Origin of the sequence: Streptococcus sp. HPH0090 (assembly GCF_000411475.1) — a bacterium.
Lineage (GTDB): Bacteria > Bacillota > Bacilli > Lactobacillales > Streptococcaceae > Streptococcus.
In genome coordinates this window covers 37,602-51,051 of record NZ_KE150466.1, presented here as the reverse complement: position 1 = coordinate 51,051, position 13,450 = coordinate 37,602, and the positions used below count along the sequence as shown (strand labels likewise).

At 41.6% G+C, this 13,450-nt stretch carries 13 protein-coding genes and 1 pseudogene; 9 read left to right on the top strand and 5 right to left on the bottom strand.

All coding sequences use genetic code 11. The features are described from left to right. Together HMPREF1481_RS10880 and HMPREF1481_RS09835 are read right to left on the bottom strand one after the other, a co-directional pair. Positions 1-516 (bottom strand): annotated as a pseudogene (locus tag HMPREF1481_RS10880) (hypothetical protein); the annotation flags it as partial. Between the two features lie 211 nt (positions 517-727). Beyond that, entirely contained in the window at positions 728-1,894 is a 1,167-nt protein-coding gene (locus HMPREF1481_RS09835; protein ID WP_016466478.1) for a CynX/NimT family MFS transporter, read from the bottom strand. 217 nt (positions 1,895-2,111) lie between these two features. Here HMPREF1481_RS09835 and HMPREF1481_RS09830 point away from each other — a divergent pair, with 217 nt between their 5' ends. The 4 genes from HMPREF1481_RS09830 to HMPREF1481_RS09815 all read left to right on the top strand — a co-directional run bounded on the left by HMPREF1481_RS09830 (position 2,112) and on the right by HMPREF1481_RS09815 (position 6,017). Then, on the top strand, positions 2,112-2,942 hold the full coding sequence (locus HMPREF1481_RS09830; RefSeq protein WP_016466477.1) for a glycosyltransferase: 831 nt from the start codon (positions 2,112-2,114) through the stop codon (positions 2,940-2,942). A 78-nt stretch (positions 2,943-3,020) separates the two neighbouring features. Further along, a complete protein-coding gene (locus HMPREF1481_RS09825; RefSeq protein WP_016466476.1) occupies positions 3,021-4,871 on the top strand; it encodes a polysaccharide biosynthesis protein in 1,851 nt (616 codons plus the stop codon). 151 nt (positions 4,872-5,022) lie between these two features. Beyond that, a complete protein-coding gene (locus HMPREF1481_RS09820; RefSeq protein WP_016466475.1) occupies positions 5,023-5,376 on the top strand; it encodes a DUF805 domain-containing protein in 354 nt (117 codons plus the stop codon). Positions 5,377-5,552: 176 nt separating this feature from the next. Then, a complete protein-coding gene (locus tag HMPREF1481_RS09815) occupies positions 5,553-6,017 on the top strand; it encodes a DUF805 domain-containing protein (protein ID WP_016466474.1) in 465 nt (154 codons plus the stop codon). 104 nt (positions 6,018-6,121) lie between these two features. On the opposite strand, the gene HMPREF1481_RS09810 is transcribed toward HMPREF1481_RS09815, so the two are convergent. From HMPREF1481_RS09810 to sdaAB, 3 genes are read right to left on the bottom strand one after another with little or no spacing between them, the layout of a single operon-like run. Next, on the bottom strand, positions 6,122-6,754 hold the full coding sequence (locus HMPREF1481_RS09810) for an HAD hydrolase-like protein (protein ID WP_016466473.1): 633 nt from the start codon (positions 6,752-6,754) through the stop codon (positions 6,122-6,124). Positions 6,755-6,776: 22 nt separating this feature from the next. Then, positions 6,777-7,649 (bottom strand): L-serine ammonia-lyase, iron-sulfur-dependent, subunit alpha, encoded by an 873-nt coding sequence (gene sdaAA, locus HMPREF1481_RS09805; protein ID WP_016466472.1) that lies wholly within the window; start codon positions 7,647-7,649, stop codon positions 6,777-6,779. An 8-nt stretch (positions 7,650-7,657) separates the two neighbouring features. Further along, positions 7,658-8,329, bottom strand: coding sequence for an L-serine ammonia-lyase, iron-sulfur-dependent subunit beta (gene sdaAB, locus HMPREF1481_RS09800; protein ID WP_006151069.1), 672 nt, complete (start codon positions 8,327-8,329; stop codon positions 7,658-7,660). 241 nt (positions 8,330-8,570) lie between these two features. Here sdaAB and HMPREF1481_RS09795 point away from each other — a divergent pair, with 241 nt between their 5' ends. The 5 genes from HMPREF1481_RS09795 to HMPREF1481_RS10985 all read left to right on the top strand — a co-directional run bounded on the left by HMPREF1481_RS09795 (position 8,571) and on the right by HMPREF1481_RS10985 (position 13,424). Next, positions 8,571-9,206 carry a LysM peptidoglycan-binding domain-containing protein gene (locus HMPREF1481_RS09795; protein WP_016466471.1) on the top strand — a complete coding sequence of 212 codons (636 nt, stop codon included), beginning with the start codon at positions 8,571-8,573 and terminating at the stop codon, positions 9,204-9,206. Positions 9,207-9,560: 354 nt separating this feature from the next. Beyond that, entirely contained in the window at positions 9,561-10,682 is a 1,122-nt protein-coding gene (mnmA, locus tag HMPREF1481_RS09790; RefSeq protein ID WP_016466470.1) for a tRNA 2-thiouridine(34) synthase MnmA, read from the top strand. 140 nt (positions 10,683-10,822) lie between these two features. Further along, positions 10,823-11,275, top strand: coding sequence for an NUDIX hydrolase (locus tag HMPREF1481_RS09785; protein ID WP_016466469.1), 453 nt, complete (start codon positions 10,823-10,825; stop codon positions 11,273-11,275). 11 nt (positions 11,276-11,286) lie between these two features. Continuing rightward, positions 11,287-13,203 (top strand): tRNA uridine-5-carboxymethylaminomethyl(34) synthesis enzyme MnmG, encoded by a 1,917-nt coding sequence (gene mnmG, locus HMPREF1481_RS09780; RefSeq protein ID WP_016466468.1) that lies wholly within the window; start codon positions 11,287-11,289, stop codon positions 13,201-13,203. Between the two features lie 86 nt (positions 13,204-13,289). Next, the gene (locus tag HMPREF1481_RS10985) at positions 13,290-13,424 is read left to right on the top strand and encodes a hypothetical protein (protein WP_016466467.1); all 135 of its coding nucleotides are present in this window, start codon (positions 13,290-13,292) and stop codon (positions 13,422-13,424) included. Positions 13,425-13,450: the final 26 nt, after the last annotated feature.

Below are 13,450 nucleotides of genomic sequence, written 5' to 3'. Positions count from 1 at the left end.
TTCCGAGTGTTTGAAGCTATCAAAAATTTGTTTGACTGCTTTGCTAGTCTTCAGTAAATCCTCAACGTTTTCTTGTTTAGCTGACAAATTGGCTAAGACCATAGCATAATGTAAGGCAATGTCTTCCGAGTGCTTGAAGCTATCAAAAATTTGTTTGACTTCATTGACAGTGCTCAATCGATCCTCAACATTATCTTGTTCAGCTGATAAATTGACTAAAGTCATAGCATACCGTAAGGCAAAACTTTCCGAGCGCTTGAAGCTATCAAAAATTTGTTTGACTGCTTTGCTAGTCTTCAGTAAATCCTCAACATTATCTTGTTCAACTGACAAATTGGCTAAGACCGTAGCATAACCTAAAGCAATGTCTTCTGATTCAGGGTGTTGCTCATAAATTATTTTTGATTTTTTAGCTAGAGCTTCACAGGTAGTCTTATCTGTTTCCTTGGCCGATAAGTCAAGGAGCTTACCTAACTCGGCTATACTTTGTTCCAAATTGTATTTCTGTTCATCCATACTATGTCCTCACTTTGAAATAGTAATTATTGCTAGTTAAAACTAATCTGCCTTTTCGTTTTATAATTAGTTTCTACATATTTTATTATATCAAAAACCACATCTTTCTCCTAGTATATGTATGATGCTTTTTAAACATAAACTCATACAAAAAAGCCAGACAGATGTCTAGCTTGAAAAGTGAGTTTATTGTAGTAAATTCTAAAATTTTTTAGAGGATTTTATCCGCTCGATCCACCATAAAGAGGGCGGTTGTCATGATGATATCAATAACTAGAAGAGCCAATACCGCTGGAACCCAAGACTGGAACATATCAAAGCTGTAACCAAAGAGAGTTGGTCCAAAGGCAGCTAGGATGTAACCACCGGTCTGGGCAAGTCCAGACAGTTGAGCTGTCTTTTCAGGAGAACTGGTCTTGATGGAGAAACAGACCATGAGGTAAGGGAAAAGGGCGCTGCAGGCTGTCCCAATCAAGAGTTGCGCCACCAGCCAGTATAAGAAACTGTTGCTTGGGTATAAAAGCATGGCGATTCCTAACATACCAGCCAGAGAGATGACTGTTAACATGATTTGACGGTGACGATTAGACAGGCGCGTCGTTAAACTTGGAATAGTCATGGAGAAGGGGATACTAATCAGTGAGAAGATTGAAGCCAGTAGGCCAGCGTCTGTATGAGATAGTCCGGCACTGATGGTCATAGTTGGTAACCAGGTCATGCAGGTATAGAAGAGTAAGGACTGAAGCCCGCCAAATACAATAATAGCCCAAACTTGCTTGTTTTTTAAGATATTCTCTTTCTCTTGTTTTTTCTCATGTCCTTCTAAGAAATGATTGTGACCATGGTTGGGGAACCAGACAAATAAAGTTAGTAGACAGACCAAGGATAAGCAGAGAATCAAGCCTTTCCATGATGTTGCCTGAGTAATGGGGACTGAAAGATATGAAGCAAGAGCAGTGGCAATCCCCATAGTCGTCACATAAATCGTTGTCAGGAAGCTAATCTTTTGTGGGTAGTTTGCCTGAATGACACTAGGAAGAAGCACGTTGAAAATAGCGATACTTGCTCCGATAAGTAAGGTTCCCAGGTAAAGCAGAGGGAGATTGAAGATACGAATCACTGAACCGACGGTCAAGACGATAAGACTATAGGTGAAAAGATGCTCAAGTCCAATTTTTTGAGCCAAGCGACTCGCAAAAGAGGAGAAGAGGGCGAACATCAAGAGAGGAAGACTCGTCAAAACCCCAAGTGAGCTGACCTCAATTCCTAAACCTTGGGCGATATCTCCTAAAATAGTTGGTAAGGCAGTAAAAGGAGCTCTTAAGACTGCCCCGATTAAGATGATTCCTAGAATAAAAAAGAGTGATCGTTTTTTCATGTGAACCTCAACAAACTGATTTTGATAACAGCTTATTTTAAGGCTTTTTCCTATCGATGTCAAGATGGCGTGAGGGAATCCGTCTTTTAGCTGCGAAAAATCATTGAAAAAAGTTTGATAGATTTACTAGTTTTTTTCTTGTATTCAAATAAAAATAGGAAAGTCAGGAAATTTGTGATAAAATAGTGAATGAAAATCTATATATTGGAGAAAAGCTGTGTCTGAAAATCGGAAATTTAGTGTCTTGATGTCAGTCTACATCAAAGAGAACCCAGTCTTTTTGAAAGAGGCGGTCGAGAGTATCTTACATCAAACACTCCAACCAAGCGAAGTGATCATCGTTGAAGATGGACCACTGACACCTGAACTATATCAAGTGTTGGAGGAATTGGAAGCACAGTCAAGCATTCCAATCAAACGCTGTCCGCTTGAACAAAATCGCGGTCTAGGGTTGGCACTTAAGTATGGTGTTACACAGTGCCAATATGATGTCATTGCCCGTATGGATACGGATGATATTGCTGTTGAAGACCGTTTTGAACAACAGTTTAAATTGATGGAAACAGAAAATTTGGACCTGCTAGGTGGTCATATCGCTGAATTTATCGACCAGCCTGATGAAATTGTATCTTACCGTCGTGTACCGATTAAGCATGAGGATATCATTGTTTACCAACGTATGAGAAGTGCTTTTAATCACATGACAGTTATGTTCAAAAAAGAGATGGTTCTCAAGGCGGGTAACTATGAAGATGGACTTTATATGGAGGACGATCTTCTCTGGCTCAATATGATTAGCGCCGGAGCTCGAACTGGGAATGTAGATCAGATTCTTTGTAAGGTGCGCGTGGGAGCAGGGATGTTTGAACGCCGTGGCGGCCTTCGCTATCTCAAACTTTATCGCCAAGCACGTAAAAGAATGTATGAACGTGGGCAGATTTCTTATAGCGAATACCTGAAAAGTGTTTTAATCCAAGTTGTTGTTGCTCTCTGTCCAGGATTTGTACGACAGTTTATCTTTTTAAAACTCCTAAGAAAAAATAAGTAAGAATTAACTGCTAGGATTTTAAAGAAAGATTTTATAATTTCTAGAAAATGTGATTTTGTGTAGGAGGATACCATTCACATGAATAAAAAAATGACAGATTATGTAATTGATCTGGTTGAAGTATTAAATAAACAACAGAAACAAATTTTTTGGGGATTTTTTGATATTGCCAGTATGGTCTTATCAATTATTGTTTCCTATATTCTATTTTATGGATTGATCAATCCAGCTCCGGTAGACTATGTCATTTATACAGGTCTAACCTTCATTTTCTACCAGATTATGATTGGTTTCTGGGGACTTAACGCTAGTATCAGCCGATATAGCAAAATCACAGATTTCATGAAGATTTTCTTCGGAGTGACTATTAGTAGTATTTTATCTTATATTATTTGCTACGCTTTCTTGCCACTCTTTTCTGTCCGTTTTATCGTACTCTTTATCTTATTGACAACCTTCTTGATTCTACTTCCTCGTATCACTTGGCAGTTGATTTACTCAAGACGTAAAAAGGGTAATGGAGAAGGAGAACACCGTCGTACCTTCTTGATTGGTGCCGGAGATGGTGGTGCGCTCTTTATGAATAGCTACCAACATCCTACCAGTGACCTTGAATTGGTCGGTATTCTGGATAATGATGAAAAGAAAAAAGGCCAAAAACTTGGGAAAATCCCAGTTTTGGGTTCTTATGATGACCTACCAGAATTGGCGAAGCGCTTTAGAGTTGAAAAAGTGATCGTTGCGATTCCGTCTCTAGATCCATCTGAGTATGAACGCATCCTGCAAATGTGTAACCATATCGGCTTGAAATGCTATAAGATGCCTATGATTGAGTCAGTCGTGCAAGGTATCCAGCCTCCAATTGGTGGTTTTCAGAAGATTGACATTACAGACCTTTTAGGACGTAAAGAGATTCGACTAGACGAATCACGTCTGGGTTCTGAAATTACTGGTAAAACAATCTTGGTGACTGGTGCCGGAGGTTCGATTGGATCAGAAATTTGTCGTCAGGTTAGTCGTTTCAATCCTGAACGTGTCATTTTGTTAGGACATGGGGAAAATTCTATTTATCTGATTTACCATGAATTGATTCGTAAATTCCAGGAAATTGACTTTGTTCCTGTCATTGCTGATATTCAAGATTATGACCGTTTGCTTCAAGTCTTTGAACAGTATGAACCAGCTATTGTTTACCATGCTGCAGCCCATAAGCATGTTCCAATGATGGAACGCAATCCAAAAGAAGCCTTCAAGAATAATATTCTTGGGACCTATAATGTTGCTAGAGCAGTTGACGCTGCTAGAGTTCCAAAAATGGTTATGATTTCGACAGATAAGGCCGTTAATCCACCAAACGTAATGGGAGCAACAAAACGTGTTGCTGAGTTGATTGTGACTGGATTTAATCAACGTAGCCAATCAACCTACTGTGCGGTGCGTTTCGGTAATGTTCTCGGTAGTCGTGGTAGTGTGATTCCTGTCTTTGAACGTCAGATTGCTGAAGGTGGTCCTGTAACGGTGACAGATTTCCGAATGACTCGTTACTTCATGACCATTCCAGAAGCTAGTCGTTTGGTGATTCATGCGGGTGCTTATGCCAAAGATGGGGAAGTCTTTATCCTTGATATGGGTAAACCTGTACGCATTTACGACTTGGCTAAGAAAATGGTTCTACTCAGTGGTCATACTGAAAATGAAATTCCAATCGTAGAAGTAGGAATTCGTCCAGGTGAAAAACTATACGAGGAATTACTTGTATCAACTGAATTAGTGGACAATCAAGTAATGGACAAGATCTTTGTTGGTAAAGTAAATGTGATGCCTCTTGAAATGATCGATCAGAAGATTGAAGAATTCCGTACTATGCAGGGTTCTGAATTGAAGAGAGCCATTATCAGTTTTGCAAACGAAACAACTCATGCTGACTAAAATAGATAAGATATTATCCGCGACTTCTTTTAGAGAAGAAGCAGATAGTATCTTTTTTAACTTAGAGTGAGCTTCCGTGAATTAGGTACTTACTTGTCAGGTGTTTACACTTATGATAAAATATAATCATTAAAGTAATTAGGAGTATTTTATGATTAACGCAATTAAAAATTTCTTTAAAGGTTATGTAGATTTCTCTGGACGTTCAACACGCCCAGATTACTGGTGGATTTGGTTGGCAAACATTATCCTTTCTATCCCTTTCTACATGGTATACGCTAGTGCAATGGCAAATCCAGATAGCGAAGCTGCTATTATGGCTTTGGGCTTAATCGGATTTGTTTATCTCATTTTTAGTTTGGCACTTTTCTTGCCTGGAATTGCATTGACAGTTCGTCGTCTACGTGACGCAGGTTTCCATTGGGCACTCATTTTCGTTGCCTTTATTCCATTTGTTGGAGGTATCGCCCTTATGGTGCTACTAGCTATGCCATCAAAGGACTAACGATAAGTTCAACTGTCTGAAAAAGATACAAGAATCAAGAAGTTTCAACTTTGAATCGAACTTCTTGAGTCTTGATGAACCATTTACTAACACTCCCAAGTCTCTTACTAGATTTGGGAGTGTTCTATAACTGAATAGTTAGTTATATTGATGAAAATAAAAGTCGGGAGTATCTCATGATTAACGCGTATAAGAATTTTTTTAAGAATTATGCTGAGTTCACTGGACGTTCAACGCAGCCAGATTACTGGTGGGTTTGGCTAGGAAACTTTATCCTTTCTATTCCTTTCTGGATTATCTATTTCTACACTGTATTTCTTAGTACCGTGATGGATTCGATAGACGATTCAGTGAGCGAAGCGACTTTTATGGTGTTGGGCTTGGTTGTTATTATTTATGTAGTTTTCTACCTAGCAATCTTAGTGCCAACTCTAGCTTTGTCAGTTCGTCGTTTGCGTGATGCTGGATTCCACTGGGCCTTTATCTTCCTTCGCTTCGCCCCTATGGGAGGGATTGCCCTTTTGATCTTGCACGCTATGCCAACAAAAGAAACTGAAGTGGTAAACTATAGTGAACCTCAGGCAGTTAATGTTGAAGAAGTCATCGAGGTGACACCATTTGAAGATTCTGACAAGAACTAAGAGAGCCTAGTTTTCCATTTGAATCTTGTTTGAACTTTTTGTATTTTGTTACCAACAATTTTAAAAGCACTCCAATTAAATTGGAGTGCTTTTGTTTAGAACTTCTATTGTAGTTGACGTAAGATGTCAGTTGGCTGATGAGCAACCCAGTCAGGTTGATAGGTCATGAGTTCTTTCTCGTCGCCAAATCCCCAAGTAACCGCTAGTTTTTTAATGCCAGTTTCTTGGGCGCCAATCATATCGAATTTTGTATCTCCGATAATAACCACTTTTTCTGGAGCTAAATCATGTGTTGTTAAAGCTTGACGAATAACATCTGCCTTGTGCAGTGCTTGAGGGCTTGAACCATAGATTCCATCAAAGAATTGATTGATCTCAAAGTTGCTGGTCATATCAATTGCAGTTGGTGTATTCTTCGTAGTAGTGATATAGAGTGGGTATTGTTTAGCTAGCTCAGCGAGTAGGTCCTTGACTTGTGGGAAAAGCTGGGCTTCGTAAACTCCCTTTTCTTTATAGTAGGAACGATAAAGCTGGATAGCTGTTTCAACTTGATCTACTGGGAGGCAACTAGCGAAACTTGTTTCCAATGGTGGCCCCATAAAGCCACGGATGGTTTTTGCATCCGGACTAGGGACTCCCAGTTGGTCAAAAGTATAGGTGAACCCATTGTGAATACCGATTGAGCTATCTACAAGGGTTCCATCTAGATCAAAAAAGATGGCTGATAGAGATGACATTGATTCTCCTAGTAATTTGAAATTATTCACCGAAGATTTCTTTTTGAAGGCGACGACCTGTCGGTGTGGCAGCAAGGCCTCCCTCGGCAGTTTCACGAAAGGCGGTTGGAAGACTAGAGCCCACTTGGTACATGGCATCAATGACTTCATCAACTGGGATTTTTGATTCGATACCAGCTAAGGCCATATCAGCTGCGATAAAGGCGAAGCTTGCTCCCATGGCGTTACGCTTAACGCATGGAACTTCAACCAAACCAGCAACGGGATCACAGATAAGACCAAGCATGTTTTTGATAACGAAGGCGATGGCCTGGCTCGCTTGATAAGGCGTTCCGCCTGCAGCTAGGGTTAGGGCAGCAGCGCTCATAGCTGAAGCTGAACCAACTTCGGCTTGACAGCCACCTTCGGCACCTGAGATAGAAGCATTGTTCGCAATGACGAGACCAAAAGCACCCGCAGCAAATAAGAAGTCTAGTTGTTGTTCATGAGTTAAACCCAACTTTTGAATAGCAGCTGTGAGGACAGCGGGAAGACAACCGGCACTACCAGCAGTAGGAGTTGCACAGACCAATCCCATCTTGGCATTGTGTTCATTAACGGCGATAGCGTTACGGGCTGCAGACAAGACAGTGAAGTCAGACAGCGTCTTTCCTTTTTTGATGTAGTGGTCGAGCTTTGCAGCATCACCACCTGTCAAACCGCTACGAGATTTCTTTTCACTAAGGCCAAGTTCAACAGAAGCCTTCATGACTTCAAGATTTCGTTCCATGAGGAGGAGAACTTCTTCGCGTTCTCGACCGGTTAGCTCAAACTCAGTCGTAATCATGAGTTCAGCAACATTTCCTTGAAAATCAAGTTCGGCTTGTTCGACTAATTCTTTGATAGAGTAAAACATATTTTCTCCTATTGAAAGAAATTGACATTATGCAAATGAGGAATTTTACGAATTTCTTCGATAGATTCTTCACAGTTGCGGCTATCAACTTCGATAATCATAATGGCTTTCTCACCAGCTTTTTCTCGGGTTACATTCATTTGAGCGATGTTAATATCAAAGCGCGATAAGGCCTCTGTCACATGAGCAATCATACCAGGGACATCCTGATGAACGATGATAATGGTAGGGGTGTTCATGTTGAGAGATACGGCAAAGCCATTTAGTTCTGTCACCTGGATGTTACCACCACCGATTGAGATTCCTGTTACACTGATAGTCTTACGATCGTTCTTCACAGTGATTTTCGTGGTGTTTGGGTGGGGAGCATTACTATCTTTTTGGATGGTCCATACGATTTTGATGCCACGCTTATGAGCAATTTCTAAACTATTTGGAATTTCAGGGTCATCTGTATCCATGCCTAAAATCCCAGCGACGAGGGCAAGGTCTGTCCCGTGTCCACGATAGGTTTTTGCAAAAGAATTAAAAAGCTGGAACTCGACCTCAGTTGGTGTATCATCAAAAATTGATGAAACAATTTTCCCGATTCGAACAGCTCCTGCCGTGTGACTACTAGATGGTCCAATCATAACTGGTCCGATAATATCAAAGACAGATTGAAAACGAAGTGATTGCATCTGTTTCCCCTTAAAAAGATTCTTACTTCTATTATATCAAAGATTGGTTTCAAGTGCTTATTTCCGTTCTAAAATCTCTAAAAAGACCAAAAACCCTTTAATAACAAGGCTTTTGTAACAAAAAAGGCTATTTTTAGGTAAATAAATCACAGTCCTGTAACATTTCTACACAAATTCGTTAACAAATAGTAACATTAGAAAGGTATCATGGTAGTATAAGAAAAAAGGAGAACTTTTTTAAATGAAATTAAACATTAAATCTAAATTTGCAGGATTTGCAGTAGTACTTGCTTTCCTTGCACCATCACTAACTTTTGCACAAGAATCAAAAACTTACACAGTTAAAGCTGGAGATACTCTCTCAGAAATTGCTGAAACTCACAACACAACAGTTGAAAAATTGGCTAAATTGAACAACATTAAAAACATTCACCTCATCTATGTTGACCAAGTATTGGTAATCGATGGTGAAGCTCCAGCCACTTCAACTACAACAGAAGCTCCTGTAGCAGAAGTTGAAGAAACTCCAGCAGTTACAGAGGCTGCTGTAGAAGAAACTACTTATGAAGCTACTTACGAACCTGCAGCACCTGCAGCCTCTACAGCACCTGTAGCGGAAGAAAGCTATTCAGCTCCAGCTTCATCTGTAAGTGGTTCAGAAGCAGAAGCTAAAGAATGGATTGCTCAAAAAGAATCAGGCGGTAGCTATACAGCAACAAACGGACGTTACATCGGACGTTACCAATTGACAGATTCTTACTTGAACGGTGACCACTCTGTTGAAAACCAAGAACGTGTAGCAGATGCTTATGTAGCAGGACGTTACGGTTCATGGACTGCAGCTAAGAACTTCTGGCTTAACAACGGTTGGTACTAAGAACTGACGACAAAATAAGATGCGAAAGTCGAGGAATTTCCTCGACTTTTTTCGTGTTTCCTAATTGAAGGCCTCTGCCATCTTTCTTGTCTTCTTCTGTAAAGCATGCTATAATGAATCTTGCTCAAACGACCTTCAATCGTTAAAGCACACACGACCTTCAATCGTGAACTAGTCATTTCGTTTATCTTTTATTACGACGTTAACTCGTCTTGCCTAACTCAAGTTATGCCTGCGACTCGTTGCCTAGTACTAAAAGCAAACGAAAAGACTATACTCGAAGAAATTTTATTGAAAGTCATAATAAATAGAATTTTGAAGGGTATGGATAAACGAATAGATGGGAGACTTACCATGAGTGATAACTCTAAAACACGTGTTGTCGTGGGGATGAGTGGTGGTGTCGATTCGTCAGTGACGGCTCTCTTGCTCAAGGAGCAGGGCTACGATGTGATCGGTATCTTCATGAAGAACTGGGATGACACAGATGAAAACGGCGTCTGTACGGCGACCGAAGATTACAAGGATGTGGCTGCGGTGGCAGACCAGATTGGCATTCCTTACTACTCTGTCAATTTTGAAAAAGAGTATTGGGACCGCGTTTTTGAGTATTTCCTAGCGGAATACCGTGCAGGACGCACGCCAAATCCAGACGTTATGTGTAACAAAGAGATCAAGTTTAAGGCCTTTTTGGACTATGCCATGACCTTGGGGGCTGACTATGTGGCGACTGGTCACTATGCTCGAGTGGCGCGTGATGAGGATGGCATCGTTCACATGCTTCGAGGCGTGGACAATGGCAAAGACCAGACCTATTTCCTCAGTCAACTTTCTCAGGAACAACTCCAAAAAACCATGTTTCCTTTGGGGCATTTGGAAAAACCTGAAGTCCGAAAAATAGCTGAAGAAGCTGGACTTGCGACTGCCAAGAAGAAAGACTCGACAGGGATTTGCTTTATCGGAGAAAAGAACTTTAAAGAATTTCTCAGCAACTACCTACCAGCTCAACCTGGTCGCATGATGACTGTGGATGGTCGCGATATGGGCGAGCATGCGGGCCTTATGTACTATACAATTGGTCAGCGTGGGGGGCTCGGTATCGGTGGTCAACACGGCGGCGACAATGCTCCTTGGTTTGTTGTCGGAAAAGATTTAAGCCAAAATATCCTCTATGTAGGACAAGGTTTCTACCATGAAGCGCTCATGTCAACAAGCTTAGAGGCTAGTCAAGTTCACTTTACTCGTGACATGCCAGAGGAGTTTACGCTCGAATGTACGGCTAAATTCCGCTACCGTCAGCCTGACTCTAAGGTAACGGTTCATGTCAAAGGAGACAAGGCAGAGGTCATTTTCGTGGAGCCGCAACGCGCCATTACACCAGGACAGGCAGTTGTCTTTTACGATGGTGAAGAATGTCTCGGTGGAGGTTTGATTGACAATGCCTACCGTGATGGCAAGGTTTGTCAGTACATATAGATTGACAAATTTTCTCAATCTGCTACAATAATAAAAGCAATAGAAATGATGGTCAAAGCTCATGGATGTTGCAGGCTTTTTTGTCCTGCACTTCTTTGGAGTTTTGACTGTTTTTGTGTCGTTTAAGGGAAAGGGCAAAGATGACTCAACAAGACTTTCGGACAAAAGTGGAAAATACTGTTTTTGGTGTTCGGGCGACAGCCTTGATTCTCCAAAATCGCAAGCTCCTAGTTACCAAAGATAAGGACCAGTATTACACCATCGGCGGTGCGATTCAAGTCAATGAAAGAACGGAAGACGCGGTAGTCCGTGAAGTGAGGGAAGAACTAGGTGTCAAAGCTCAAGCTGGGCAGCTAGCTTTCGTGGTTGAAAATCGATTTGAACAAGACGGTGTCTCTTATCACAACATCGAGTTTCATTATCTGGTGAACTTGCTTGAAGATGCTCCATTGGCCATGCAGGAAGATGAGAAAATGCAGCCCTGTGAATGGATTGACTTGGATGAATTAGAGGATTTCCAGCTGGTTCCAGCCTTTTTAAAAACAGCTCTACCAGATTGGGACAGCCAACTAAGACACATTCATCTTGAATAATAGGAGAGAAGATGACTTATAATTTTACAGAAGAATACGATATTATTGTAATCGGTGCGGGGCACGCGGGGGTAGAAGCATCTCTAGCAGCCAGCCGTATGGGCTGTAAGGTCTTGCTGGCGACCATCAACATTGAAATGCTGGCTTTCATGCCATGTAATCCCTCTATCGGTGGTTCTGCCAAGGGGATTGTCGTGCGTGAAGTTGATGCCCTTGGTGGCGAGATGGCCAAAACCATTGACAAGACTTACATCCAGATGAAGATGCTCAACACTGGGAAAGGGCCTGCTGTTCGTGCCCTTCGTGCGCAGGCTGACAAGGAGCTTTACTCTAAGGAAATGCGCAAGACAGTTGAAAATCAAGAAAATCTGACCCTTCGTCAAACCATGATTGATGAGATTTTGGTGGAAGATGGCAAGGTTGTCGGTGTTCGTACAGCGACCCATCAAGAGTATGCTGCCAAGGCTGTTATCGTGACAACAGGTACCGCCCTCCGTGGGGAAATCATCATCGGAGATCTCAAGTACTCATCAGGACCAAACCATAGCCTAGCTTCTATTAATCTAGCTGACAATCTCAAGGAACTTGGGCTTGAAATCGGTCGTTTCAAGACAGGGACACCTCCACGTGTCAAGGCTTCTTCTATCAATTACGATGTGACAGAGATTCAGCCAGGGGACGAAACTCCAAATCACTTCTCTTATACTTCACGTGATGAGGACTATGTCAAAGATCAGGTGCCGTGCTGGTTGACCTACACCAACGGTACTAGTCATGAGATTATCCAAAACAACCTCCACCGTGCGCCTATGTTCACAGGTGTGGTTAAGGGAGTGGGGCCTCGTTACTGTCCGTCGATTGAGGACAAGATTGTACGCTTTGCGGACAAGGAACGCCACCAACTCTTCCTTGAGCCAGAAGGTCGCAATACAGAAGAAGTCTATGTTCAAGGCTTATCAACCAGTCTGCCTGAGGATGTACAACGTGACTTGGTTCATTCCATCAAAGGTTTGGAAAATGCAGAGATGATGCGAACTGGTTATGCCATTGAGTATGATATGGTCTTACCTCATCAATTGCGTGCAACACTTGAAACCAAGAAAATATCAGGTCTCTTCACTGCTGGTCAGACAAATGGAACGTCAGGTTACGAAGAAGCTGCTGGACAAGGGATCATAGCGGGTATCAATGCGGCTCTGAAAATCCAAGGCAAGCCTGAGTTGATTTTGAAGCGCAGTGACGGTTATATCGGTGTGATGATTGACGACTTGGTGACCAAGGGGACCATTGAACCCTATCGTCTCTTGACCAGTCGTGCTGAATATCGTCTCATTCTCCGTCATGACAATGCTGATATGCGTTTGACTGAGATGGGACGCGAGATTGGTCTTGTGGATGATGAACGTTGGGCACGCTTTGAAATTAAGAAAAATCAATTTGAGAATGAAATGAAGCGTTTGGATAGCATCAAACTTAAACCAGTCAAGGAAACCAATGCTAAGGTTGAAGCAATGGGCTTCAAACCATTGACTGATGCAGTCACTGCCAAGGAGTTTCTCCGTCGTCCAGAAGTCTCTTACCAAGACGTGGTGGCCTTTATTGGACCTGCTGCCGAAGAATTGGATGACAAGATTATCGAATTGATTGAAACAGAAATCAAGTACGAAGGTTACATCTCAAAAGCTATGGATCAGGTTGCTAAGATGAAACGCATGGAAGAAAAACGCATTCCAGCCAACATCGACTGGGATGATATTGACTCTATCGCGACTGAAGCTCGTCAGAAGTTCAAGCTCATCAATCCAGAAACCATCGGTCAAGCCAGCCGTATTTCTGGGGTTAACCCAGCAGATATTTCTATTCTGATGGTGTACCTGGAAGGTAAAAATCGAAGCATTTCAAAAAACTTAGAAAAGAAAGCTGACTAAAGATAAAAGACTGAATTCTCTTTTGGGGAATTCAGTTTTTTAGATTTTTCTTCTTTTTCCGAATGAAGAGAAAAGGAGGAATGACTATGCTGACAGTAGAGGAAAAAACTTTTTTAGACCACTATAAAAAAGCTTCTTATCATCGTTTTTATGAGATTGAACGCTTTGTCTCCTTGTCTGAAAAGTTGTGCAAAAGTCCGCCACAGGCTGACAAGAACTAGACTTTTTGATATACTAGAACAAATTA